We start from the raw sequence: 24,945 nt of genomic DNA, 5'->3' as shown, positions 1-24,945 counted from the left end.
CGCAGAAGAGCCCCTTGCGGAGTGATCGATCACCTTCTACGGTAGCCCGGACAGTGATCGATCACTCTGCAACGGAGCAGCGCGTGGAACAACGGCTTGCACGAAGACAGCAGCACTGGTGGCAACGGCTGGTGCGGGACCGGGCGATCCTGCTGCTGGCCCTGCCCGGCATCGCCGTCATCGTCGTGTTCCAGTACCTGGCGCTCGGCGGCAACGTCATCGCCTTCCAGGACTATCAGCCCTACCTCGGTATGGGCCGCAGCCTCTGGGTGGGGCTGGAGAACTTCGCCATCCTGTTCTCCGGTGATCCGGCGTTCCTGGGCGCGCTGCGCAACACCCTCGTGATCACGCTGCTGCAGACGGTCCTGGTCTTCCCGGCGCCGATCGTGCTCGCGCTGATCCTGCACAGCCTGGTCTCCAACCGCGTGCGACAGCTCGTGCAGTCGGTGCTCTACCTGCCGCACTTCCTGTCCTGGGTGATCGTCGTGGCGGTCTTCCAGCAGGTGCTCGGCGGGGCGGGCCTGCTCAACAACTTCCTGCGGGCGCGCGGGTGGGAGCCCGTCGACATCATCGGCAACTCCGACGTCTTCTACGCGCTGATCACGTCGCAGGTCATGTGGAAGGACACGGGGTGGGCGACCATCCTCTTCCTCGCGGTACTTGCCGGGATCGACAAGTCGCTCTACGAGGCCTCCGCCGTCGACGGCGCCTCCCGGTGGCGTCAGACCTGGCACATCACGCTGCCCGGGATGCGGCCGATCATCATCATGCTGCTCATCCTCAAGCTCGGCGACTCCCTGAGCGTCGGGTTCGAGCAGCTCATCCTCCAGCAGCAGGCAGTCGGTCTGGGCGTCTCCGAGGTGCTGGACACCTATGTCTACAACCAGGGCGTCATCGGCGGGTACTGGGGCGTCGCGGCCGCCGTCGGGCTGGTCAAGGGAGTACTCGGGCTCGTGCTGGTGCTCGTCGCGAACCGGGTCGCCCACGCCTTCGGCGAGGAAGGGGTCTACCGAGCATGATCGACACCGAACGACGAGCACAGCCGAGGGGAAAACCCCAGGTGATCGACGGCGTGGCGCTGCCAGGGCCTGTCGAGCGCATGGTCAAGGGCGTCATCCTCACCGTCGCGTGCGCACTGGTGATCCTGCCGTTCGTCGGCATTATCTCCACCAGCATCGCCACCCCGGAACAGGTCACGCAGGCCGGCGGTTTCGTCTTCCTGCCGACCGGTATCGACCTGGGCGCCTACCGCATGATCTTCGCCGGAGGCGTCGTCACGCAGGCCCTGTGGATCAGCGTGCTGGTGACCGGCGTCGGCACCGCCATCAGCCTGGCCCTGACGACCACCCTCGGCTGGGCGCTGAGCCGGCGCGGAGCCTTCGGCGTGCGCGCCATGCTGCTCCTCGTCCTGGTCAGCCTCCTCTTCAACCCCGGCATCATCCCGAGCTACCTCGTGGTGCAGCAGCTCGGGCTGCTGGACAGCCTGTGGGCGCTCATCATCCCGACGTCGGTCTCGGCCTTCAACGTCGTCGTGGTGCGGGCGTTCTTCGTCCGGCTCCCGCACGAGATCCTCGACAGCGCCCGCATCGACGGTGCCTCCGAGTGGCAGCTCTTCACCCGGATCGGGCTGCCGCTGTCGAAACCCGTGCTCGCCGTGGTCGGGCTCTTCTACGGCGTCGGCTACTGGAACGCCTTCTTCAACGCCCTGCTCTACATGTCGGACGCGAGCAAGTGGCCACTCCAGCTGGTGCTGCGCACGTTCGTGGTCGACGGCACGCAGCTCGGCGGCCAGGACCTGGGTATCGACGCCGGAGCCCTCCCGCCGCAGACCTCGTTGCAGATGGCGATCCTCGTGGTCTCCGTCGTGCCGGTCCTGCTGGTCTACCCGTTCCTGCAGAAGCACTTCGCCCAGGGCATGCTCACCGGCGCCGTCAAGGGCTGACATTCCCCGTCTCGACCTACCCGCTCGACCTACCCGCTCGACGAGGAGCCGCTATGAACACGCTGCACATCGACCCCCGCATCACCCGGCGCAACCTGCTGAGAGGAGGCCTCGGCCTCGGCGCGTTCGCCGTGCTCGGCCTGGCAGGCTGCAGCAACGAGGGCCGCGGCGGGGGAGCCCTGGCCACCAACGCGAGCGTTGCCCTGCCCACCTACATCCCGTTCGACGGCATCCCTCTCGACCTCAAGGGCACCAACGGCGTCAGCGACACGATGCTCGCCTACCCGGCGAACCCCAAGGCCCTGACCGACGGTCCGCCTGGTGACGGCCAGGACATCCGGGCCCTCGCCATGACGAACACGTCGATCCCGCCGTCCGTGGACCGCAACGAGTTCTGGCAGGCGCTGAACGAGCGCCTGGGCTGCTCCTTTGCCGTCTCGCAGGTGCTGGCCGGCGACTTCACTGACCGGTTCCAGACCGCTGTCGCCGGAGACCAGCTCCCCGATTTGTTCACCATCCTCTCGGGTCAGGTGCCCGGCCTGCCCGGGCTGCTCGCAGAGCGCGCGACGGACCTCACTGACCTGCTCTCCGGCGACGCAGTGGCGAAGTACCCGTTCCTGGCGAACATCCCGACCGAGAGCTGGAAGTCCACCGTCCACGGCGGAAAGATCTACGGCATACCCATCCCGCGCGGGCCGGTGAGCAGCCAGGTGACGTATGCCAGGCAGGACCTCCTCGAGGCACAGGGCATCACGGCACAGGTGAGCTCGTTGGACGACTTCCACGCACTCTGCAAGGAACTGACCAGCTCGTCCGGCCGCTGGGCGCTCGGCCAGGTCCCCCGGCCCTATCTCCGCCAGATGTACGAGGTCCCGAACGGCTGGACGGAAGCGGGCGGCAAGCTCGTCAGCGCGAACGAGCACGAGGGCCAGGAGGCGGCACTCGAGGCGGGCCGCCGGCTGGTCGCCGACGGCCTCGTCCACCCCGACGCGTTCTCCGTCGAGCAGCCGCAGCGCAAGACCTGGCTCGTGAACGGGACCATCACCCTGCTCGACGACACGTTCAGCGCCTGGTCCGACTTCTCCAACTTCCCGATCAGCGAGGAGTTCCGCCTTGCCGTCGTGCCGCCGCCGCTCGCGGAAGGCGGCGGGACGGCGAACATCTGGCTGGCCGGGGCGACGCACAACATCACGTCGATCAGCGCGAAGTCGGCCGACCGGGCCGAGGCGCTGCTCGGAGTGCTCAACTACCTCGCCGCCCCCTTCGGCAGCGCCGAGCACCTCTTCAAGAACTACGGCATCGAGGGCGTCCACCACGAGCTGAAGGGTACCGACCCGGTCCTGAACGACAAGGGCCGCAGCGAGTTGCAGCTCTCGCTGAAGTACCTCGCCGAAGGGCCATGGGTCAACTTCCTGGCCGGTAGCCCCGACGTCGCGCAGGCGCAGTACGACGCGCAGACCGCCACAGTGCCCACCGCCGTCCGCAACCCGACCGAAGGGTTGTTCAGCGAGACCGGAAGCCGACGCGGCCCGCAGATCGGCGAGACGCTGATGTCTGTCGAGACGGACATCATCGCCGGCCGCAAGCCCGTATCCGCATGGGGCCCCGCCGTCCAGGCATGGAAACGTGGCGGCGGCGACAAGATCCGCGACGAGCTCCAGAAGGCGCTCGCCGAACGCGAGAGCTGAACGGGATCGCCCGCCTGATCATCGCCACTTTGTCGGATCGGTATGGTTCTGGGGGTCCCGTGAGGGCTAGGCTACGGTCGATCCTTTTCCAGACCACGGCGTCGTCCTGATGCCGGAACCTGGCCGACCGTGAGACGGAGAGCGACCAGATGCCCGCACGCGACGACCGCACCAGGGGTGCGCGTGCGTTGCGTGGTGGCCTCGCGGCGTCGTCGGCGACGTTCGTCGCCCTGATGTCGCACGTAGCCGGCGGCGGGGAGATGCCAGGCCTGCTGGGCATCGTCGTCCCGCTCGCTCTGTCGTTGCCCATCTGCATCGCCTGGTCCGGGCGCCTGTCGTTGGCCGGACTGTCGGCCTCGGTCGTCGCGAGCCAGCTGTTCTTCCACGTGCTGTTCTCGCTGGGCACCCCGGCGGAGTCCCAGATGGTGTCCGCGGGGTCCGGAGCGCACGCCGGGCACGAAGGCATGGTGATGCCGCCGACGCCGGCCGCCGGGCAGGCCGTCGAGATGGCGCCCGCCGACCTCACGATGTGGCTCTCGCACGGCCTCGCCGCGGTCGTCACGATCGCGGTCCTCTACCGCGGGGAGCTGTTGCTCCTCCGCCTGCGCGAGCTCGCCGTGCGGGCCGCCGCCTGGCTGCTGGGTGGGCGCGCCGTCGTCGACCAGGCCGGATCCTTCGTGCTCCCGGCGCTGCCCAGCGTCGTCGCTGCGACCTTCCAGGCGCTGCACCCCAGCCCTCAGCTTTCCCCTCTGCTCCGCAGGGGACCTCCCGCACCGCACGCGGTCTGAGCTCTGCATCACGGGCACATCAGGTGCCCGTGGTCTGTTCCGTGCTCGCCTCGTGCTCACTCGCTGTGCACCCGAGCGGCGAGCGGGGACCCGTGTCCCTGTGCGTGCTGACGTCGCTGCGCGACGTCGGAGGAGAGGTTTTCTCATGCCCCGATCCCGTCCCCTCGTGGCCGGGCTCGCGGTGGCTGTCGTCGCGCTGTGCGCGACGGCGGCTCCCGCGTCCGCCCACGACAAGCTGATCTCCAGCGACCCCGCGTCCGACCAGAAGCTGGCCGAGGCGCCGGCAGAGGTGTCCCTGACCTTCTCTGCCGACGTCCTGGACATGGGCGCCGCGGTCGTCGTCTCCGACGCCGCCGGCACCGAGTGGGTGTCCGCCGTCCCGACGGTCGACGGCCCCGTGGTGACGGCGGTGCTCGACCCTGGAATGCCCGACGCCGGGTACGAGATCCGCTGGCGGGTCGTGTCGTCCGACGGGCACCCGATCACCGGTGTCGTCCCGTTCACCGTCGGCGACGGCGAGCCGTTGGGCGACGGGGCGGGCGGCGTCGAACCTGATGCCGCCGAGCCCGGCGCCGCCGAGACCGGCGGGGCGAGCGTGCCGGGGACCGACGCACAGAGCAGTACGCAGACTCAGATCGCACAGGAGGACGAGGGGCCCTGGCGGGTCGTCCTCGTCGGCGCGGGCGGGGCCGCCGTCGCGGTGGCCCTGCTCGCGCTCGTTCAGTTCCTGCGCCGCCGCAGCGATGCGGGCGGCGCCGACGAGGACGGCAGCGAGCCGGGCTCGTCGGAATCGGTGTGATCAACAGTGTGAGAGGTACTCCTGTGATGAACCTGCTGACCCTTCGTCAGAGCAACACCCGGAGCCGGACCGGCCTCCGGTCGGGCGTCGTCCTCGCGGCGCTCGCCCTGGCCCTCGCGGGCTGTGGCACCACCGCCGGCGCGTCGCCCGACGCCGCCGACGGCGCGGCCGAACCCGCCGGGCAGAACGTGACCCTCGCCGACGGCTGGGTCAAGGCCGCCGACTCCGGGATGTCCGCCGCGTTCGGCGAGCTGACCAACGCGGGGCCCGACGACGTCACGGTGGTCTCCGCGACCACCGAGGCGTCCTCGATGCTCGAGCTGCACGAGACCGTGGAGAACGAGTCCGGGGAGATGATCATGCGGGAGATCGAGGGCGGCTTCGTCATCCCCGCCGGCGACACCCTCACCTTGGCGCCCGGCGGCAGCCACATCATGCTGATGGACCTCACCGACCCGCTGGAGGCGGGGGAGGAGGTCACGTTCACCCTCACGTTCGCGGACGACTCGACGTTCGAGTTCACCGCGCCCGTGAAGGACTACTCGGGGGCGAACGAGAACTACGTGGGCGGCGACGCCGAGATGGACATGGGCGACGCCGACAGCGGTGCCGACAGCACGGGTGCCGACAGCACGGGCACGGACGGCTGATGACCAGGCCTGGTAAGAGCGTGAGCTCCGGCCGGGCCGGGTCGACCCGGCGGCAGTTCCTCCTCGGAGGAGCTGTCGCCGGCGTCGGCGCGGCCGCCGCCATCGGCGCTGACCTCGCCGTGAGCAGCACCGACGGTCCCGCCGCCGAGCCGGCGGCGCTGCACGGCGGGCAGACCGTGCAGTTCTACGGCGCGCACCAGGCGGGGATCGACACCGCGGCCCAGGCCCACGGGCTGTTCGTCGCGCTCGACCTGCTCGACGGCACCACCCGCGAGGACCTGGTGCGGATGATGCGCATCCTCACCGACGACGCCGCCCGCCTGACGCAGGGGAGTCCCGCGCTCGCGGACTCCGAGCCCGAGCTGGCGACGGTCCCGGCGCGGCTCACCGTCACGTTCGGGTTCGGTCCCCGGTTCGTCGCCCGGGCCCGCGGCGAGGCACCGGGCTGGCTGAAGGCGCTGCCCGCGTTCGCGGTCGACCGGCTGCTGCCCGAGTTCAGCGACGGCGACCTGCTGCTCCAGATCGCCGCGGACGACCCCCTCGCCGTCGCGCACACCGCCCGCATGCTGCTCAAGGACACCCGGAGCTTTGCCTCGGTGCGCTGGAGCCAGCAGGGGTTCCGGCGCGCGCACGGCAGCGTCCGGCCGGGCACGACCATGCGCAACCTCTTCGGCCAGGTCGACGGCACGTCCAACCCGGCGCCGGACACCCCGGACTTCGACCAGGTCGTGTGGAACCGCGACGGGTGGCTGGCCGGCGGGACGAGCGCCGTCGTGCGCCGCATCGGCATGGACCTGGACAAGTGGGACCGCCTCGACCGCGGCGGACGCGAGCAGTCGGTGGGCCGCTACCTGTCCAACGGCGCGCCGCTGACCGGCACCGACGAGTTCGACGAGCCGGACTTCGAGGCCACCACGCCCATCGGGTTCCCGGTGATCCCGGAGTTCTCCCACGTGCGTCGCGCACGCAGCGAGAACACCGCCGAGCGGATCTTCCGACGTGGCTACAACTACGACGACCGGCCCATCGGGGAGGCGGTCTCCCTGTCGGGGCTGATCTTCGTCTCGTTCCAGGCCGACGTCGACCGGCAGTTCGTGCCGATCCAGAAACGCCTGGACCAGCTCGACCTGCTCAACGAATGGACAGTGCCGATCGGCTCGGCCGTCTTCGCCATCCCGCCGGGGTGTGCCGAGGGCGGCTTTGTCGGTGAAACCCTTCTCACCTGAAAGCGAGCTCCTCATGGCCGAGACGCTTGCCGGCGAACAGAACCTCCCCACCGACCCCGACCCCGCACCCCCGAACCCGCCGAACCGGGGGCGCCGCCCGTGGTTCGGGCCGCTCCTGCGGCGGCTGCACTTCTACGCGGGCATCCTGGTCGGCCCGTTCATCCTGGTCGCCGCGACCAGCGGCGCCCTGTACGCGCTGACCCCCGCGCTGGAGCAGGTGGTCTATGACCACGAGCTGCACGCCCCGGTCGCCGGCACGTCGTTGCCCCTCGGCGAGCAGATAGCGGCCGCCCAGGACCACGTCGGCGAGGACGCGGTGCTCGCGGCGGTGCGCCCGGCGCCCGAGCCGGGCGACACCACCCGGGTCATGTTCGGCCAGGACGGGCTGGGGTCGAGCGAGTCGCGCGCGATCTTCGTCGACCCCGGTACCGGCGAGGTCCGGGGCGACCTGGTCGCCTACGGGTCGAGCGGTTCGCTGCCGATGCGGGCCTGGGTCTCGAACCTGCACCGCAGCCTGCACCTGGGCGACCCCGGGCGGCTGTACAGCGAGCTCGCGGCCTCCTGGCTCGGGATCGTGGCCACCGCGGGGCTCGTGCTGTGGACCTTCCGGCTGCGCGCCGCCCGTCGTGCCGCCGCCGTCACCGGCGCCGTCGCACCTCCGAAGCGCCGGCGGACCGGCTACCGGCGTGTGCTGTCCTGGCACACCACCATCGGCGCCGTCGTGGTGCTGGTGGCGCTGTTCCTGTCCGTCACCGGGATCACCTGGTCCCAGCACGGCGGCGCCAACGTGGACAACCTGCGCACCAGCCTCGGCTGGCTCACGCCGTCGGTGAACACCGCCCTGTCCGACGACGCACCCGCGGGCGACGACGAGCACGCGGGGCACGGGGGAGCGCCCAGCGAGCACACGGGCGTGGCGAACCCCGCGACCTTCGACGCGGTGCTGGCCATCGCTCAGCGGGTCAACGTGAACACGGGCGAGGTGGAGATCAAGCCGCCCGCCGAGCCAGGTACCGCGTGGGTGGTGCAGGAGAACAAGAGCAGCGTGCCGACCGCCGGCGACTCCGTCGCGATCGACGGGTCCACCATGGAGGTGGTCGACCAGGCGGACTTCGCGGACTTCCCGCTGGCGGCCAAGCTCACCACCTGGGGCATCGACCTGCACATGGGTCTGCTGTTCGGCCTGGCCAACCAGCTGGTGCTCTTCGTCCTCGCGCTGGGCATCGGCTCGATGGTCGTGCTCGGTTACCTCATGTGGTGGAAGCGGCGGCCGACCCGCGAGCCGCGCGGGCTCGCGGGCCCGCCCCCGGTCCGCGGCGCGCTGCGCGGGGCACCGTGGTGGGGCCTGGTCGCCGTGATCGTGTGCGCCGTCGCGGTCGGGTGGTTCCTCCCGCTGGTCGGGTACACGCTCGCGGCCTTCGTGCTGGTGGACGTCCTGATCGGGGTGGTCCGGGCGCGGCGACGGGCGTGAGCCGACTCGTCACCGAGGCTGCGGACTGCGCAGCTCGTCGGTGAGGCGGGCGAGCGCGTCCTCGGCGGTGGGGGCCGGTCCGAACAGCTGCTCCTGCCGGCGGGGGTCGGCGACGTAGCGGCCGCCGTCGAACCAGCTGAACATCGCCGTCATGTCCTTGACGATCGGCAGGAAGGGGCCGGCGACGGCTCCTGCGACGCGGGCGATGCCGCCCGGGACGGCCAGCACGTTGATCTTCGTGCCGGCCCGGGCGGCCATCTGGTCGGCGACCTCGCGGATGCTGACCGGGCGGTCCCAGCCGATGTCGATGCGCTCGCCGTCAGCGGCGTCCGCGTCGACGGCGGCCGCCAGGTAGGCGGCGAGGTCGGAGGTGCGGACGAAGGTCAGCGGGACGTCGGTCCTGCCGATCCAGAAGATGCGGCCTTTGTCGAGCGGGTTGCCCGCCCCGCTCGCGATCTGGTCGACGAACGCGCCAGGGCGCAGGGCGACGAAGGGGACGCCGAGCTGTTCGAGCCGGTCCTCGGCGAGCTTCTTGTGCCAGAAGTGCGGGACGCCGGGGGTCTGGTCGCTGGTGAGGATGCTCGTCAGGACGAACCTGCGGATCTCGGCGCGGTGGGCTGCCTCGGCGAGGTTGGCGTTGCCCACGGTGTCGATGTCGTGCGCCTCCTTGCCGCCGCGGGTGTAGCCGGCGGCGGTGGTGATGACCGCGTCGGCGCCGCGCATGGCGGCGACGAGCGAGTCGACGTCGAGCATGTCGCCGCGGGCGATCTCGACGCCCCGGCCCTCGAGCCGGCTCGCGTCGCTGGTGGGCCGCACCAGTGCGCGGACGCTCTTGCCACGTTCGAGCAGCTGGTCGACGACCTGGCCCCCGAGGGAGCCGGTCGCACCGACGACGAGGACTGGGGTGGCGCTCATGGGATCTCGCTTTCCGTCGGTCCCTGTCGTGCCCAGCACGCGGGACCTTCGTGAAGAAGGGGGCTTACGTGGGTTGTTCCTGCGGCTGGGTGCGGCCGCTGATGGCGTCGACGACGGCGTAGGCCGTGCGGACGAACGACTCCGCCTGCTGTGCAGTGAGGTGCTGCGTGGAGATCTCCTCCAGGTCCCGCCACATGGCTGCGACGGGCTCACGCAGGGCACGGCCCTTGTCGGTGAGGTGGACGACCATGACCCGCCGGTCGTGCGTGGCAGGCTCGCGGACGAGCAGGCCGGCGTCCTGCATCCGACGCAGCGCCTTGGAGACGGTGGAGTGGTCGACGCCGACGCGTTCGAGCAGCTCCGACTGGGTCTGGCCGTCCCGGTCGAAGAGATGCATCAGCAGCAGTTCCTGTCCGGGATGCAGGTCCATCTTGCGGAGCATGGCGGCAGCGTGACCGCGGTGGGTGCGAGCGAGCTCGAAGATCGCATAGCTCAACGGTCCTTCGCCGGCCAGGGCAGGGACGTGCGGTGCGGGCATGGTGGGTTCCTCCGGCGGTGTCGGTGGGGCGGCCGGTGCGGCCGACCGTCTCGCCAGCGTAGGAGGACGCCGGACCGGATGTGGCCGGACGGGACCGGATGGTCAGGCGACGGTGAGGACGAGCTTGCCCCGGCCGTGACCGGCGTCGCTGACGTCCTGGGCCGCCGCGGCCTGGTCGAGCGGATAAGCGGTGACGGTCGTGACGATCTTGCCGACCGCGGCGCTCTCGGCCAGCGCGACCAGGTCTGCCAGGCCGGCGGCCGAGTGCTCCCGGCCGCCGCTGGAGAACGTGACGCCGAGCCGGCGTGCGCGGAAGTCCGCGATGGTGACGATGCGTTCCGTACCCCCGCGCAGCGTGATGGAGTCCTCGAGGGCTCCCTTCCCGGCCAGGTCGAACACCGCGTCCACACCCTCGGGCGCGAGCGCCCGGACCCGCTCGACCAGGCCCTCGCCGTAGACGGTGGCGGTGGCGCCGAGCGAGGTGAGGTAGTCCTGGTTTGCGGCACCTGCGGTGGCGATGACACGTGCCCCGCGCGCCGTGGCGAGCTGGACCGCCAGGGTACCTACCGCCCCGGCCGCGCCGTGCATCAGCACGGTCTCCCCGGCAGTGACGCCGAGCAGGTCGAGGACGCGCTCGGCGGTCTCGGCCGCTACCGGCAGCGCTACCGCGTCCGCCCAGTCGAGGCCGGCGGGCTTGAGGGCCACTGCGGTGGCCAGCGCGTACTCGGCGTACGAGCCGGTGTCGGACCAGCCGAACACCTCGTCGCCCACCTGGACGTCGCTCACGTCGGGCCCCAGGGCGTCCACCACGCCCGCGAGCTCGGCGCCCGGGATGGCGGGCAGCGGCGTCGGGAACATGGACTCCATCGCGCCGGAGCGGATCTTGCCGTCCAGGGCGTTCAGCCCGGCGGCCCTGACCCGGACGCGGACCTGACCCGGACCGGGCTGGGGGACGTCGACGTCGGCCTCGTGCAGTACCTCTGTGCCGCCGAAACGGTCGAACAGGATGGCTCTCATGTCAGCTCCTCGGTGATCGGCCGCCAATTAGGTGGCCGGACACATAAAATCTAGCAGCAGTTCTGTGGCTAGCCAAGTATTTCGAGCTCGTCGAATACCGAAAACGGTTTCATGTGCGCATCTTCCCGATCCGGTCTAGCGTTCCCGCCACCCGACCCCGAGGAGTCCTGCGTGAACCAGCAAGCCACCGAACTACCGACGGCCGGCATCCGGGCGAACGAGACGACGGTCCCCATGCTGCCCTGCGTCTCCAGCGGGGAGACCACCGCGTTCTACCGGGCGCTCGGCTTCGAGACCGTGTACGAGATGCACAAGCCGTACCTCTACCTCTCGTTCGCGATGAGCGGCTTTCAGCTGGACTACAAGAAGGCACCCCAGGGGATCGACGCGGCTGACGAGGACGCGGGCGGCTGCCTGGTGTTCGTCGACGACGTCGCGTCCTACCACGCGGCGTTCACCGCGGCGATGCGCGAGTCGTACGGCAAGGTCCTCGCCAAGGGGCTGCCGCGCATCACCAGGTACCGTCCCGGCGCTTCCCGCTTCACGCTCCTCGACCCCACCGGGAACAGCATCGTCTTCATCCAGCGTGACGAGCCCGAGGACCTGGAGTACGGAGGCGACAAGAGCCAGCCGCCCCTGCGGCGCGCCCTGGACAACGCCCGCATCTACCGGGAGTTCAAGAACGATGACAAGGCCGCGTTCCGGGTCGTGACCTCCGCGTTGCGCAGGCACGGCGACGACGCGACGCCCGTGGACCGGGCGACCGCGTACGCGACGCTCATCGAGCTGGCGACCGCCCTCGACGAACGCGAGCGCATCCCGGCGTTGCGGGCCGACCTGGAGGCGGTCATGACGCAGCTGGACGACGACGAGCGGCGGCGCGTGGCCGACGACCTGCGGCTCGCCGACGACCTGGAGACCTGGATCGGCCGGTCCGGATGACCTGGGCGGGTCCGGTTCAGCGCCCCAGCACGTACGTCTGGATCGCGATGACCGCGGCGCCGCGGGCCCAGATGTCGAACCCGGAGGCCTGCACCGCGAGTTCCGGCGGCTCGGCGAGCGGGTCCAGGTCGCCCGCCAGCCCGGCGTCGAGCGCCTTCCGTGCGACGACCGCGAGGCGTGCGCCCTCGCCACCGAGCACGACCACCTCGGGGAGCGCGATGTCGGTGACGACGGCGACGAGCCGGCCGAGCGCACGGCCGGCGTCGTCCACCACACGACGCGCGAGCTCGTCGCCGGACTCGGCGAGGTCGAGGACCTCGTCGTAGGGCACCAGGTCGCCGCGTGCGGCGGCGACCTGGCGCTCGATGGAGCCGGTGGTGAGCATCGCGGTGGCGCACCCGCGGTGCCCGAGCGGGCAGGGCGGGCCGAGCGGGTCCAGCGCGTGGTGTCCGAGCATGCCGAGGCCGGCGTTGGGCCCGGTGAGCAGGCGGTCGTGCGCGACGATCCCGACCCCGATGCCGGCCCCGATCGTGACGAGGGCGAACTGGCCGTGCCCGCGGCCCTCGCCGAACCAGTGCGTGGCCTCGGTCAGCGCCAGGACGTCGTTGGCCGCGACGACCGGGCGGCCGGTCCGCTCCTGCAGGAGCGTGGACAGCGCGACGTCGGCCCAGCCGAGGAAGGGCGCGCGGTGCGCGGTCCCGTCGGGCAGGACGTGCCCGCCGATGGAGACGCCGACGGCGGTGACGCCGGCGACCTGGGCGGCAAGGTGGTCCACGAGAGCGGCGACGACGTCGGCCACCTCGTTCGGGGTGCGACCTTCTAGTGGCCGGCTGCCGGACGCGACGACGTCGGCCCGCAGGGTGGTGACGACGCCGTGGGCGGTGTCCCCGGTGATCTTCACGCCCACGAAGTGGTGCGCGTCCGGGACTATGTCGAGCGGCTGGGACGGGCGGCCGGGTCGCAGGTCACCGGCATCGGGTCCGACCTCGACGAGGAGACCCGCCTCCACGAGCGGCTTGGTCAGGCGCGTCAGGCTGCCCGCGCTGAGGTCGGTGCGCCGCGCGAGCTCCGCCCGGGACAGCGGGCCGTGCAGCAGCACCTCGAGCGCGAGGCGGTGGGACTGGCCCGCGAGCGGCACCCAGGGCTGCACCTCGCTGCTCGTCGTCATCGACCCTCCAGCTGTCGCTACTCATGGCTCGGGTATCGCCCGGGTGTCACGTGTCCGGATCCTCGCGGCCATTCTGCCGCGTGACCAGCCTATTCGGATTTAGGTTCCACAGCAAAACTAAACATGCCCTGTTTTGGGCCTCTCGCCAGCCTTGACCCCTGAATATCTTTCGTAGTAAAACTTACTCCGACACCGACGTCCCGAACCTCAAGGAATCCACCCGATGTCCGTCTCTCTCCAGACCCAGCACGACGCCGCACCCGGTGCCGCGCAGTCGTTCGCCCACCTGCGTGCCGGGGGCGTGAGCCTGCTGCTCGACACGTCCGGTGAGCGCCTGCCGCGCGTGCTCCACTGGGGTGCGGACCTCGGCGACGTCGGACCGGCAGAGGTCGCCGAGCTCGTGCTCGCCTCGGTGGTGCCCGTGGTCTCGGGCACCCCCGACGCCCCGTACGCGCTCACGCTGCTGCCCGAGCAGTCGGCGGGCTGGCTCGCCACCCCCGGCGTCACCGGCTCCCGGGACGGCGCCGCGTGGTCGACGGCGTTCCGCGTCACCGGCACCACGCTCAACGGCCCGCTGACGCGCGACGACGGGACCCCCGTCGCCCACCGCCTCGTCGTGACCGCCGCCGACCCCGACGCAGGCCTCCTGCTGACCCTCGTCGTCGAGCAGTACCCGTCCGGGCTCGTGCGCACCCGCTCCACCCTGACCAACGCGGCCGACGACGTCTTCACCGTGGCCGGCCTCGACACCGCGCTGCCCGTACCCGCCGAGGCCGATGAAGTCCTCGACTGGACCGGCCGCCACCTGCGCGAACGCTCCGCCCAGCGGCACGTGTTCACGGCCGGCACCCACCTGCGCGAGTCGCGCCGCGCCCGCAGCCACGACGGCACCCTGCTGCTCACCGCGGGCCGCTCCGGCTTCGGGCACGGCAGCGGCGAGGTCTGGGGCGTCCACGTGGGCTGGTCCGGCAACACCCGCACCTACGCCGAGCAGGAGATGCCCAGCGGCGCCCGTGTGCTGGGCGGCGGCGAGCTGCTCCTGTCGGGCGAGGTGCGGCTCGACGCCGGCGAGTCGTACTCCTCGCCCTGGCTGTACGCGTCCTACGGCGACGGGCTCGACGAGCTCTCCCACCGCGTCCACACCTACCTGCGCTCCCGCCCGCAGCACCCCACCAGCCCGCGCAAGACGCTGATCAACGTCTGGGAGGCCGTCTACTTCGACCACGACCTGCCCCGGCTGACGGCGCTCGCGGATGCCGCTGCCGCCGTCGGGATCGAGCGCTACGTGCTCGACGACGGGTGGTTCAAGGGGCGACGCGACGACACGGCGGGCCTCGGCGACTGGTACGTCGACAAGGACGTCTGGCCGGACGGCCTGCACCCGCTGGCCGACCATGTCACCGGGCTCGGCATGGAGTTCGGGCTGTGGTTCGAGCCGGAGATGGTCAACCCGGACTCCGATCTCGCGCGGGAGCACCCCGAGTGGATCCTGCGGACCGGCCGGCGCCTGCCGCCGTCGGCCCGTAACCAGCAGGTGCTGGACCTCGCGAACCGGGGCGCCTGGGACCACGTGTTCGGGCGCATGGACGCGATCCTCACCGAGTACCCGATCGCGTTCGTCAAGTGGGACCACAACCGCGACCTCATCGAGGCGGGGCACCAGGCCACCGGCCGGCCGGGCGTGCACGGCCAGACGCTCGCCGCCTACCAGCTCATCGACTCGCTGCGCGCCGCCCACCCGGACGTGGAGTTCGAGAGCTGCTCGGGCGGCGGCGGGCGTGCCGACCTGGGCATCCTCGAGCGCACCGACCGGATCTGGGCCTCCGACTGCATAGACGCCCTGGAGCGGCAGGTCATCGAGGCGGGCACGGGCATGATCGTCCCGCCCGAGATGATGGGCTCCCACATCGGCTCGACGCACGCCCACACCACCGGCCGTACCCACGAGCTGAGCTTCCGCGGCGCGACGGCATTCTTCGGCCACCTGGGCGTCGAGTGGGACCTGACCCGCGCCTCCGAGGACGACCTGACCGGCCTCGCCGCCTGGATCGGCGCCTACAAGGAGCACCGCGGGCTGCTGCACACCGGCAAGGTCGTGCGTGCCGACCACCCCGACGCCGCCCTGCGGGTGCACGGCGTGGTCGCCGACGACCGGTCCGCCGGGATCTTCGCGGTCGTGCAGCTCACGACCGGCGTCTTCGCGCCGCCCGGACGCGTGCGCCTGCCCGGCCTCGACCCGGCACGGACCTACGAGGTGCGCCCGCTCGCCCCCGGCGACGACATCGCGCCCTGGGAGGGAACCTGGGCGCCCGCCTGGTGGAAGGACGGCGCGCGGCTGTCCGGCCGCACCCTCGGCGTCGTCGGCCTGCAGGTGCCCAACCAGTTCCCGGAGCGGTCGGTACTGCTCGACGTCCGGTCCGCCCCCGAGGTCTGACGGACGGGGCCGCGGCTGACCGCCGCGGCCCCGCCCCACCCGAGTCACCCAGCACGCCCGAGCTCGCAACGACGCGACAAGGAGAGACACCATGGCAGTTCTCACCACGGCGGCCCCGGAGGCAGCCCCGGGCAGACAGGGCCGACCGGCCAGGCGGGGAGGGTCGCGCCGGTCCCGGTACGGCGACCTGCGCACGGCCCTGATCTTCCTCATCCCGGCGACGATCGGCTTCGTCACCTTCTACCTCGTGCCGGCGGTGCGCGGGGCGTGGTTCTCGCTGACCGACTACTCGGTGCTCGCGCCGCCCCGGTTCGTGGGCCTGGACAACTACGAGCGCCTGGTGCAGGACCCGCTGTTCTGGAACGCGATGAAGGTCACCGCGTACTACGTGGTGATGAACATCGGCCTGCAGACGGTGCTCGCCATCGCGATAGCCGTCCTGATGCAGCGGCTCACCCGGTCGGCGTTCGTGCGGGGCGCGGTGCTGCTGCCGTACTTCGTCGCCAACGTCATCGTCGCCCTCGTCTGGTTCTTCATGCTCGACTTCCAGATGGGCATCGTGAACGTGCTCCTGGAGCGGGTGGGGATCGACGCACAGGCGTTCTTCGGCGACCCGGCGCTCGCACTGCCCACCATCGCGCTGATCAACGTGTGGCGGCACATGGGCTACACGGCCCTGCTGATCTTCGCCGGCCTCCAGATGATCGACCAGCAGGTGTACGAGGCCGCCGAGCTCGACGGCGCAGGCCCCCTGCGGCAGTTCTGGTCGGTGACGCTGCCGCTGCTGCGGCCGGTGCTCGCGCTCGTGCTGGTCGTCACGATCACCGGCTCGTTCCAGATCTTCGACACCGTCGCCGTCACCTCCGGCGGCGGCCCGGTCGACGCGACCCGGGTCATCTACCTGTACATCTACGACCTCGCGTTCGGCCAGCTCGACTTCGGGTACGCGTCGGCGCTCTCCGTGGTGCTCTTCCTCGTCCTGCTCGGCGTGGCGCTCCTGCAGCTGCGCCTGACGCGCGCGAGCGAGTCGGACACGAACTGATGCCCACACCAACCGAAGGAGCCGGCATGTCGACGACGACCGCGCCCGCCACGACCACGCCCACCAGGCCGCGCTGGGGCGTGATCCTCGGCTGGGCCACGATGATCGTGATCCTGCTGATCACGCTCTTCCCGTTCTACTGGATGCTGCGCACGTCGCTCTCCACGAACTCCGAGCTCGCCGCGCAGGCGGGGAACCTCCTCCCCGCGGGCTTCACGCTCGACGCGTTCCGGCGCGTGTTCGGGCTCACCACGCTGGAGGAGTCGCTCGCCCAGGGCGGCGCCGGCGGCCGGATCAACTTCTGGCTGTACCTGCGCAACTCGGTGATCGTGTCCACCGCCATCACGCTGGGCCAGGTCTTCTTCTCGGCGATGGCCGCCTACGCGTTCGCCCGCCTGCGCTGGCCCGGCCGGGACGTCGTGTTCGCCGTGTTCCTGTCGGCGCTCATGGTGCCCGGCATCTTCACCGCCATCCCGAACTTCGTGCTCATCAAGGAGCTGGGCCTGCTCAACACGTTCCCGGGCCTCGTGCTCCCGACGTTCTTCATGACCCCGTTCGCGATCTTCTTCCTGCGGCAGTTCTTCCTCGGCATACCGCACGAGATCGAGGAGGCGGCGATGATCGACGGCGCCAGCAGGGCCCGCACGTTCCTGCGGATAGTCCTCCCGATGAGCGCCGCACCGATCACCACGCTCGCGGTGCTCACCTACATCCAGGCGTGGAACGAGTACTTCTGGCCGCTGCTGGTCGGGCAGTCGGACAACGTGCGGGTGCTCACCGTGGCGCTCGGCATCTTCCGCTCCCAGACGCCGCAGGGCAGCCCCGACTGGTCGGGGCTCATGGCGGCCACGCTCGTCGCGGCGCTGCCCATCGTGCTGCTCTTCGTCGTGCTCGGCCGGCGGATCGTCAACTCCATCGGCTTCTCGGGGATCAAGTGAGGACATCGACGATGACCACAGCGAAGACAGCCACTGCCAGGACAGCCACAGCCAAGGCAGCCACCACGGCGCTCGCCGCCGGCGTCGGCCTGAGCCTCGGCCTCGCCGGGTGCGCCGCCACGGACCCCGCGGCGCCGGACGGCACCGTGACGCTCACCTACTGGATGTGGGACGCCAACCAGGTGCCCGGCTACCAGCAGTGCGCCAACGACTTCGAGGCGGCCAACCCCGGCGTCCGGATCAACATCGAGCAGTACGGCTGGGACGACTACTGGACCCAGCTCACCGCCCGGATGGTCGCCGAGAGCGCGCCCGACGTCTTCGTCGACCACTCGCAGCAGTTCGGCAAGTTCGCCGAGCTGGACCAGATCCTCGACGTCTCCGACCGGGTGGCCGCGTCCGGGATCGATCTGGCCCAGTACGAGGACGGTCTCGTCGACCTGTGGCGCGGTCAGGACGGCGGCCTCTACGGGCTGCCGAAGGACTGGGACACCGTGGGCCTGTACTACAACGCCGACATGCTCGCCGAGTCCGGGTACACCAGCGAGGACCTGTGGGAGCTGGAGTGGAACACGACGGATGGCGGTACGTTCGAGGAGTTCGTCGCACACATGAGCGTGGACAGCAACGGCGTGCGCGGTGACGAGCCCGGCTTCGACAAGGAGAACGTAGAGGTCTACGGACTCGGGTACAACGAGTCCGGCGGCGGCTACGGCCAGGTCCAGTGGGCGCCCTTCGCGCTGAGCAACGGCTGGACCTACTCCGACCGCAACCCCTGGCCCACCGCGTTCAACTACGACGACCCGGCCCTGGTCGAGACGATCGGCTGGTACCGGTCCCTGATCGACAAGGGCTACATGCCGTCGCTGGCGGTCGCGACGTCGGGCATCGGCAGCCAGGAGGCGCTGGGTGCCGGGGCGTACGCGTCCCTGATCGAGGGGTCATGGAACGCCCGGTCGATCAGCGAGCTCGCCGGCGCGGACTTCCAGGTGGCGCCCACGCCCGTCGGCCCGTCGGGGGAGCGGGGCACGGTGTTCAACGGCCTGTCGGACGCGATCTACGCCGGCACGCCGCACCCCGACGAGGCGTGGGCCTGGGTCGAGCATCTCGCGAGCCCCGGCTGCCAGCTCGAGGTCGCCCAGGAGGGGCGGGTCTTCCCGGCCGTCAAGGAGGCCTCCGACCAGGCCGTCAAGACGTTCACGGAGCTCGGCGTGGACGCAGAGGCCTTCTCGGTGCACGTGGCCGAAGGCACCGCCACGCCCTCGCCGGTGACCGACCGGTGGGCCCAGCTGCAGACGATCATGCAGCCCACCATGGACTCGGTGCTGTCGTTCCAGACCGGGCCGGAGAGCCTCGTGCCCGCGAACCGGCGGGTCGACGAGCTGCTCGACGAGTAGGTCAGAACGGCACGCCGCAGCGCAGCACGACGTTCGCGTACGGCGTCGCCTCGCCGCTCCTGACGACGAGGCGCGCCTGCGGCAGGAGCGCCTTGAGGTCGTCGTGCGGCACGAGGTCGGGGGTGAGGCCACGCTCGCGCAGCCAGGTCTCGACGTCGGTCCCGCTGGTCTCCGCCGCCGCGACGGAACCCTCGACGGCGATCTCGGCGAGCAGCGCGTCGAGCACCTGGGTGAAGCGTGGCACGCCGTGCACGAGGGTCAGGTCGACCACGTCCGCCTCGCGAGGGAGGGGGAGGCCGTAGTCGGCCACGACCACCAGGTGCCCGTGCCCGAGCCTGGCCAGCCCTGCGGCCAGGTCCGGGTTGAGGACGCCTTGCTTGCGGGTCATCGCACCTCCGGCAGCGTGTCGGTCGAGGAGGGGTAGGAGGGCTGCGCTCCGACGCCCGTGACGGCGTACGCGCCGACCCGGGCGGCGAGGCGGGCGGCGTCGAGCAGCTCGTCCCCGGCGGCGAGCCGGGAGGCGAGGGCACCGACGAAGGCGTCGCCGGCGCCGGTCGTGTCGACGGCGCTGACCTTCGGGGAAGGCACCGTGGCGACCTCCCCGTCGTCGGAGCGGGTCGCGACGACGGCCCCTTCGCTACCGAGGGTGATGACGACGGACGTCACTCCGGCGGAGGTCAGCGCGCGTGCCGCTGCCGCGTGGTCGTCGTCGGGCACATCCGGGCCGCCGACCAGCGCCAGCGCGAGCCGGGCCTCGTGCTCGTTGACCACCAGGGGGTCCGCGCCGCGGACCACGTCAGGGGAGAGCTCGATCACGGGTGCGAGATTGAGCACCACGCGGCCGCGCGCGAGCCGCGCGGCCGTCTCGGTGGCCGCACGCGGGATCTCGCCCTGCAGCACCACGACGTCCGCCCCGGCCACGGTCGCGGCGTGCGCGGACACGGTGTCGGCCGCCACGGCGGCGTTGGCCCCTGAGATGACGACTATCGAGTTCTCGCCGTCGGCGGACACGGTGACGAGCGCGATGCCGGTGGGTCCGGGCACCGTGGCGAGCGCCGACAGGTCGACGCCCGCGGCCCGCAGGCCGGCCGTCGCCTGGCCGGCGAACGAGTCGTCGCCGACGGCCCCGACGAACGCGACCTCGGCCCCGAGCCGGGCGGCCGCGACCGCCTGGTTCGCGCCCTTGCCGCCGGCGAGGACGGACATCGACCGCCCGAGGACGGTCTCCCCGGGGGCGGGGTGGACCGCCACCTGGGTGAGCAGGTCGGCGTTCACGGAGCCGACGACGACGACCCGGCTCACTGGAGGAAGTCCGTCACGTTGTCCTCGGTGACGGTCTGGACGGGCACCGGGGCGTCCTTGGCGACCTGCTCGCCGTCGAGCACCTGCTTCATGAGCTGGACCGCCTGCTTGCCGAGCTCCTTCGGCTGCTGCGCGATCGTCGCGACGAGCGTGCCCGCCTTGACCGCGGCGAGGCCGTCGTCGGTGCCGTCGAAGCCGACCACGAAGACGTCGCTGCCCGCCCGGTCGCCCAAGGCCTGGACGGCACCGAGCGCCATCTCGTCGTTCTCGGCGAAGATGCCGACGACGTCGGGGTTCGACTGGAGCAGGTTGGTCGCGACGTCGAGGCCCTCGGCGCGGTCGAAGTTCGCCGTCTGCGTGGCGACGACCTCGATGTCCGGGTAGGCCGCGATGCCCTCGGCGAAGCCCTGGCCGCGGTCGCGGCTGGCGGACGTACCCGCCACTCCCTGCAGGACGATGACCTTGCCCTTCTCGCCGATCGCCGCGGCGAGGGCGTCGGCGGCCTGCTTGCCACCGGCGACGTTGTCGCTGGAGACGAGGGAGGTGATGTCGGCGCCGTTGACGGCACGGTCGACGCCGATGACGGGCAGGTCGTCGGACAGGGCCGGTGCGACGGCCGCACCGGCGGCGTCGGAGTCGACGGCGTTGATGATGACGCCGGCCGCGCCGCCGGTGATGGCGTTGGCCACCTGGTCGGCCTGTGTGGCGGAGTCGTCCTGCGCGTCGACGACGTCGAGGGTCAGGCCGAGCTCGTCGGCGGCATCCTGCGCGCCGTCCCGCACGTCGACGAAGAACGGGTTGCTGAGCGTGGACAGCGAGAGGGTGACGGACTGCTGCCCGGAGGCGGCGTCACCGCCGCGGTTGCACGCGGTCAGCGTCGTGGCGAGGACAAGGCTCGTCACGACGGACGTGACGACCTTCGTGGTGGTCGAGAACTTCAACTTCGGCTCCTTCTTTCGGCGGCCCGTCCTTGGGCCGAGGGTGGTGCACAGTGGTGCGGGTGTTGCGGGTAAGACAGGAGGGGCGGTGGGTCAGTGCCGCGTGTTCTTGCGGCGGAGCACGTCGATCCCGACCGCGATGGCGATGACGAGCCCGATGACCACCTGCTGCCAGAACGACGACACGTTCAGGAGATTGAGGCCGTTGCGGATGACCGCCAGGACCAGCGCGCCGATGAGCGTGCCCGAGACCTTGCCGACCCCGCCGGCGAGGGAGGCACCGCCGATGACGACGGCGGCGATCGCGTCGAGCTCGTAGCCCGAGGCGGCCTGCGGCTGGGCCGAGTTGAGCCGGCCGGCGAGCAGCATGCCCGCGAGCGCGGCGTAGACGCCGGCCAGGGCGAAGACCGTCACGAGGACCTTGCGCACCCGGATGCCGGACAGCCGCGCGGCCTCCACGTTGCCGCCGACGGCGTACATCTCCCGTCCGACGACGGTGCGGTTGAGCACGAACGACGCGATCACGCCGGTGACGAGCAGCACGAGGATCGGGACCGGCACACCGCCCAGGCGCGAGCCGAGGAAGGACACCTCGTCGGACGTGGCGATGGGCCGCCCGTCGGACAGGACGAGGGTCAGGCCGCGGGCCACCGACAGCATCGCCAGGGTGGCGATGAACGAGGGGAGCCGGCCGAATGCCACACCGAGCCCGCTGACGGCGCCGGCGAGCGCGCCGGTCGCGAGGCCCGCGACGATCGACATCCACCCGGGCAGACCGGCCGACGTGAAGATCCAGGCCGACGCCATGGCCGACAGCGCGGCCACCGAGCCGACGGACAGGTCGATCCCGCCGGCCACGATGACGAACGTCATGCCGAACGCCAGGACCGCGATGGTGGACGCCTGGATCCCGATGTTGACGAGGTTGGGTCCGGTCAGGAACGCGGGCGTGGCGATGTACAGGGCCAGGCACAGCACGAGGAGGCCGACCAGGGCCCCATTGCCGGACAGGAGGGAGCCGAGGGCGGAGCGCACCGAGCGCTGCTTCGCCGGTGCGGCGGTCGTGGTGGTCATCGGTCCGTTCCTTCTGTGGTCGCTGCGTTCGTGTGGTCTTCGGCCTGGCGGTCGACGTCGCGCACGGCGAGTGCCATGACACGGTCCTGGGTGGCGTCCTCGCGGGAGAGCTCACCGGCGAGGCGTCCGCCGCTCATCACGAGGACCCGGTCGCTCATCCCGAGCACCTCGGGCAGGTCGCTCGAGACCATCACGACGGTCCCGCCTGCCGCGGTGATGGCGTTGACGGCCTCGTAGATCTCGACCCGCGCACCGACGTCGACGCCGCGCGTCGGCTCGTCGAGCAGCAGCACCTTGGATCCGGCGAGCGTCCAGCGGGCGAACACGGCCTTCTGCTGGTTGCCGCCGGACAGGTCGCGGACCGGTTGGTCGATGCCGCTCATGCGGATGCGCAGCCGCTCCGCCATCTGGCGTGCCCGGTCCCGCTGACCGCGCCGGTCCGCCAGGCCGGCGCGGGCGGTGCTGCCGAGCGTGGCATACCCGATGTTGTCGTTCACCGACGCGTCGAGCACGAGGCCCTGTGCCTTGCGGTCCTCGGGGACCAGGCCGATGCCTGCGTCGATCGCCGCTGGGACGCCACGACGCGGTACGGGCCTGCCCGCTACCCGCACCACTCCGGAGTCATACGGGTCGGCTCCGGCGATCGCGCGCAGCAGCTCGGTGCGTCCGGCACCGACCAGGCCGGCGATCCCGACGACCTCGCCGGCCCGCGCGGTCAGGCTGATGTCGCGCAGCCGGTCGCCGCTGCTCAGCCGGTCGACCTGGAGCAGCACCTCGTCCGGTCCGTCGTAGTCCCGTCGCCGCGGGTAGTGGTCGGTGATGTCCCGGCCGACCATGAGGCGAACGAGCTCGTCCTCGTCCGTTGTCGCCGGTACCTCCGCGACCAGCGCGCCGTCGCGCAGCACGCTCACGGAGTCGCCGATCCGGCCGATCTCCTCGAGATGGTGGCTGATGAAGACCATCCCGACGCTGGCCGCGCGCAGCTCCTCGACGACCCCGAAGAGCGCGTCGGTCTCGTCGCCGGTGAGCGCGGCCGTCGGCTCGTCGAGGATCAGGATGCGGGCCTTCGTGCTGAGGGCCTTGGCGATCTCGACGAGCTGCTGGCGTGCGATGCCGAGCTCGCCGACCGGCGTGTCGACGTCGAGGTCGAGCCCGATGCGGGCGAGCGCCTCGCGTGCGGTGCGGCGCACCGCACGGCGGTCGAGGAGACCAGCCCGGGAAGGCATCCGGCCGAGCACGATGTTCTCCGCCACCGACATGGTCGGCACGAGGTTCAGCTCCTGGTGGATCGTCGCTATCCCGAGGGCCTCCGCGGTGCGTACGTCCGACAGCACGACGGGGCGGCCGTCCACGACGACACGACCGCCGTCGGGCTGGTAGATGCCCGCCATCATCTTGATGAGGGTCGACTTGCCTGCACCGTTCTCTCCGAGAAGGACCTGGACGTGGCCGGGCCGGACGTGCACCGTGACGCCGTCGATCACGGTGACCGGGCCGAACTTCTTCGTGACGTGCTCCAACGAGAGCACCGGATCCGCGGTCATCACTGCCTTCCTGCGGGGTGGGGGACGGAACCCGTTCCGAGAGCCGGTCCGGTGGACTCGCGCACGACCAGCGACGACTCCAGGACGACCGACCGAGCCGGGCGGCCGTCCAGGACGTCGCGGATCAGATCGACCGCGAGGGCGCCCATGCGCGCGGGATCGTGCGCGACGACCGTGAGCTGTGGGCTGAACCAGCGGAACGCCGCGACGTCGTCGTACCCGACGACCGACAGGTCGCTGCCCACCCGGATGCCCCGTTCGCGCAGCACCTCCAGCACGCCGAACGTCATGAGCGAGTCCGCGGCGAGGACCGCCGTCGGCGGGTGGGGCAGGTCAAGGAGCTGGTTCGCGGCCCGTGCACCACTGGTCACCTGGAAGTCGCCCAGGTGCACCAGGTCGGGATCGTCGTCCAGGCCGTGCTCCGCGATCGCCTGCCGGAACGCCTCGAGGCGCTCGCGGCCCGTCGACGTCTCCTGGGGCCCGGCGACGAGTCCGATGCGGCGGTGCCCGAGACCGGCCAGGTGAGCGACCGCGCCGGTGATGCCTGAGCGGTTGTCCGAGGTGACGCTCGGTACGTCGACCCCGTCGATCGTGCGGTCAACGAACACCACCGGCACCCCGAGCGTGAGCACCTCGCGCAGTGAACCCGCCCCGTCGCCCTGGGGGGCGACGATGATGCCTGCCACACGCTGCGACAGGAGAAGGTCGAGGTACAGGTCCTGCTGCTCCGTGCTCTCGTTCGCGTTGCACAGGAGGGTCGCGATCCCGGACTCGAGCGCGTGCTGCTCGGCGTTGTGCGCGATGTCCGCGAAGAAGGGGTTGCGCACGTCCGACAGGAGCAGGCCGATCGTGTTCGTGTGGCTCTTGCGCAGCGAACGTGCTTGCGCGTTCGGCCGGAAGCCGAGCCTGCGGGCCGCCTCGGTCACACGGGTGCGCGACTCCTCGGACGTGGCCGGGTGCCCCGACAGCACGCGCGACGCGGTCGCCGCCGACACACCTGCCTCGGCCGCCACGTCATGGATGGTCACCGCACGCATTCACAGCCTCCTTGCCGCACTCGTGGCCCGACGTCGCTTGTCGGGAGGCACGAACTCATGGAACCGATTCCATGGAATCGGTTCCATGAAGGTAC

23 protein-coding genes are annotated in these 24,945 nt (G+C 71.2%); 13 read left to right on the top strand and 10 right to left on the bottom strand.

Features of this window, described 5'->3' with window-relative positions; all coding sequences use genetic code 11:
- The first annotated feature begins 83 nt into the window (after positions 1 to 83).
- From ACFO6V_RS04280 to ACFO6V_RS04245, 8 genes are all read left to right on the top strand, one after another.
- On the top strand, positions 84 to 1,019 hold the full coding sequence (locus tag ACFO6V_RS04280; RefSeq protein ID WP_377132585.1) for an ABC transporter permease: 936 nt from the start codon (positions 84 to 86) through the stop codon (positions 1,017 to 1,019).
- A complete protein-coding gene (locus ACFO6V_RS04275) occupies positions 1,016 to 1,942 on the top strand; it encodes a carbohydrate ABC transporter permease (RefSeq protein WP_377132583.1) in 927 nt (308 codons plus the stop codon). Before ACFO6V_RS04280 ends, ACFO6V_RS04275 begins: the two co-directional genes overlap by 4 nt.
- A gap of 53 nt (positions 1,943 to 1,995) precedes the next feature.
- The gene (locus ACFO6V_RS04270) at positions 1,996 to 3,630 is read left to right on the top strand and encodes a type 2 periplasmic-binding domain-containing protein (RefSeq protein WP_377132581.1); all 1,635 of its coding nucleotides are present in this window, start codon (positions 1,996 to 1,998) and stop codon (positions 3,628 to 3,630) included.
- Positions 3,631 to 3,779: 149 nt separating this feature from the next.
- Positions 3,780 to 4,418, top strand: coding sequence for a hypothetical protein (locus tag ACFO6V_RS04265; RefSeq protein ID WP_377132579.1), 639 nt, complete (start codon positions 3,780 to 3,782; stop codon positions 4,416 to 4,418).
- Positions 4,419 to 4,563: 145 nt separating this feature from the next.
- Positions 4,564 to 5,217, top strand: a complete 654-nt coding sequence (locus tag ACFO6V_RS04260; RefSeq protein WP_377132577.1) for a copper resistance CopC family protein — start codon at positions 4,564 to 4,566, stop codon at positions 5,215 to 5,217.
- A gap of 26 nt (positions 5,218 to 5,243) precedes the next feature.
- On the top strand, positions 5,244 to 5,867 hold the full coding sequence (locus tag ACFO6V_RS04255; protein ID WP_377132575.1) for a copper chaperone PCu(A)C: 624 nt from the start codon (positions 5,244 to 5,246) through the stop codon (positions 5,865 to 5,867).
- On the top strand, positions 5,867 to 7,093 hold the full coding sequence (locus ACFO6V_RS04250; RefSeq protein WP_377132573.1) for a Dyp-type peroxidase: 1,227 nt from the start codon (positions 5,867 to 5,869) through the stop codon (positions 7,091 to 7,093). Before ACFO6V_RS04255 ends, ACFO6V_RS04250 begins: the two co-directional genes overlap by 1 nt.
- A 13-nt stretch (positions 7,094 to 7,106) precedes the next feature.
- Positions 7,107 to 8,564: a PepSY-associated TM helix domain-containing protein gene (locus tag ACFO6V_RS04245; RefSeq protein ID WP_377132571.1), complete on the top strand. Its 1,458-nt coding sequence runs from the start codon at positions 7,107 to 7,109 to the stop codon at positions 8,562 to 8,564.
- Between the two features lie 9 nt (positions 8,565 to 8,573).
- On the opposite strand, the gene ACFO6V_RS04240 is transcribed toward ACFO6V_RS04245, so the two are convergent.
- From ACFO6V_RS04240 to ACFO6V_RS04230, 3 genes are all read right to left on the bottom strand, one after another.
- Positions 8,574 to 9,479 (bottom strand): SDR family oxidoreductase, encoded by a 906-nt coding sequence (locus ACFO6V_RS04240; protein ID WP_377132569.1) that lies wholly within the window; start codon positions 9,477 to 9,479, stop codon positions 8,574 to 8,576.
- Between the two features lie 64 nt (positions 9,480 to 9,543).
- Complete coding sequence (locus ACFO6V_RS04235; RefSeq protein WP_377132567.1) at positions 9,544 to 10,017, bottom strand: MarR family winged helix-turn-helix transcriptional regulator; 474 nt, start codon at positions 10,015 to 10,017, stop codon at positions 9,544 to 9,546.
- A gap of 102 nt (positions 10,018 to 10,119) precedes the next feature.
- Positions 10,120 to 11,034 carry an NADP-dependent oxidoreductase gene (locus tag ACFO6V_RS04230; protein ID WP_377132565.1) on the bottom strand — a complete coding sequence of 305 codons (915 nt, stop codon included), beginning with the start codon at positions 11,032 to 11,034 and terminating at the stop codon, positions 10,120 to 10,122.
- A gap of 171 nt (positions 11,035 to 11,205) precedes the next feature.
- On the opposite strand from ACFO6V_RS04230, the gene ACFO6V_RS04225 reads away from it, so the two are divergent.
- Positions 11,206 to 11,976, top strand: a complete 771-nt coding sequence (locus tag ACFO6V_RS04225) for a VOC family protein (RefSeq protein ID WP_377132563.1) — start codon at positions 11,206 to 11,208, stop codon at positions 11,974 to 11,976.
- 16 nt (positions 11,977 to 11,992) lie between these two features.
- Here the strand turns inward: ACFO6V_RS04225 and ACFO6V_RS04220 are convergent, their stop codons facing one another.
- A complete protein-coding gene (locus ACFO6V_RS04220) occupies positions 11,993 to 13,144 on the bottom strand; it encodes an ROK family transcriptional regulator (RefSeq protein WP_377132561.1) in 1,152 nt (383 codons plus the stop codon).
- Between the two features lie 223 nt (positions 13,145 to 13,367).
- On the opposite strand from ACFO6V_RS04220, the gene ACFO6V_RS04215 reads away from it, so the two are divergent.
- The 4 genes from ACFO6V_RS04215 (at position 13,368) to ACFO6V_RS04200 (ending at position 18,955) form a co-directional block, all read left to right on the top strand.
- Positions 13,368 to 15,578 carry an alpha-galactosidase gene (locus tag ACFO6V_RS04215; RefSeq protein ID WP_377132559.1) on the top strand — a complete coding sequence of 737 codons (2,211 nt, stop codon included), beginning with the start codon at positions 13,368 to 13,370 and terminating at the stop codon, positions 15,576 to 15,578.
- 91 nt (positions 15,579 to 15,669) lie between these two features.
- Positions 15,670 to 16,620 carry a carbohydrate ABC transporter permease gene (locus tag ACFO6V_RS04210; protein ID WP_377132557.1) on the top strand — a complete coding sequence of 317 codons (951 nt, stop codon included), beginning with the start codon at positions 15,670 to 15,672 and terminating at the stop codon, positions 16,618 to 16,620.
- Positions 16,621 to 16,646: 26 nt separating this feature from the next.
- Positions 16,647 to 17,558 carry a carbohydrate ABC transporter permease gene (locus tag ACFO6V_RS04205; protein ID WP_377132555.1) on the top strand — a complete coding sequence of 304 codons (912 nt, stop codon included), beginning with the start codon at positions 16,647 to 16,649 and terminating at the stop codon, positions 17,556 to 17,558.
- 11 nt (positions 17,559 to 17,569) lie between these two features.
- Positions 17,570 to 18,955 (top strand): ABC transporter substrate-binding protein, encoded by a 1,386-nt coding sequence (locus ACFO6V_RS04200; RefSeq protein WP_377132553.1) that lies wholly within the window; start codon positions 17,570 to 17,572, stop codon positions 18,953 to 18,955.
- Position 18,956: 1 nt separating this feature from the next.
- Here ACFO6V_RS04200 and rbsD read toward each other — a convergent pair whose 3' ends face one another.
- The 6 genes from rbsD to ACFO6V_RS04170 all read right to left on the bottom strand — a co-directional run bounded on the left by rbsD (position 18,957) and on the right by ACFO6V_RS04170 (position 24,850).
- Positions 18,957 to 19,343 (bottom strand): D-ribose pyranase, encoded by a 387-nt coding sequence (rbsD, locus tag ACFO6V_RS04195; protein WP_377132551.1) that lies wholly within the window; start codon positions 19,341 to 19,343, stop codon positions 18,957 to 18,959.
- Complete coding sequence (locus ACFO6V_RS04190; protein WP_377132549.1) at positions 19,340 to 20,257, bottom strand: ribokinase; 918 nt, start codon at positions 20,255 to 20,257, stop codon at positions 19,340 to 19,342. The genes rbsD and ACFO6V_RS04190 overlap by 4 nt, the downstream gene beginning before the upstream one ends.
- Positions 20,254 to 21,198, bottom strand: a complete 945-nt coding sequence (locus ACFO6V_RS04185; RefSeq protein ID WP_377132547.1) for a substrate-binding domain-containing protein — start codon at positions 21,196 to 21,198, stop codon at positions 20,254 to 20,256. Before ACFO6V_RS04185 ends, ACFO6V_RS04190 begins: the two co-directional genes overlap by 4 nt.
- A 90-nt stretch (positions 21,199 to 21,288) precedes the next feature.
- Positions 21,289 to 22,269: an ABC transporter permease gene (locus ACFO6V_RS04180; RefSeq protein WP_377132545.1), complete on the bottom strand. Its 981-nt coding sequence runs from the start codon at positions 22,267 to 22,269 to the stop codon at positions 21,289 to 21,291.
- Positions 22,266 to 23,813, bottom strand: a complete 1,548-nt coding sequence (locus ACFO6V_RS04175; RefSeq protein ID WP_377132542.1) for a sugar ABC transporter ATP-binding protein — start codon at positions 23,811 to 23,813, stop codon at positions 22,266 to 22,268. The genes ACFO6V_RS04180 and ACFO6V_RS04175 overlap by 4 nt, the downstream gene beginning before the upstream one ends.
- Positions 23,813 to 24,850, bottom strand: coding sequence for a LacI family DNA-binding transcriptional regulator (locus ACFO6V_RS04170; RefSeq protein ID WP_377132540.1), 1,038 nt, complete (start codon positions 24,848 to 24,850; stop codon positions 23,813 to 23,815). The genes ACFO6V_RS04175 and ACFO6V_RS04170 overlap by 1 nt, the downstream gene beginning before the upstream one ends.
- Positions 24,851 to 24,945: the final 95 nt, after the last annotated feature.

It is taken from the genome of Promicromonospora alba (genome assembly GCF_042654905.1).
GTDB classification, from domain to species: Bacteria; Actinomycetota; Actinomycetes; order Actinomycetales; family Cellulomonadaceae; genus Promicromonospora; species Promicromonospora alba.
The sequence above is the reverse complement of the archived record's forward strand: the minus strand, read 5'-3'. Positions and strand labels throughout refer to the sequence as shown.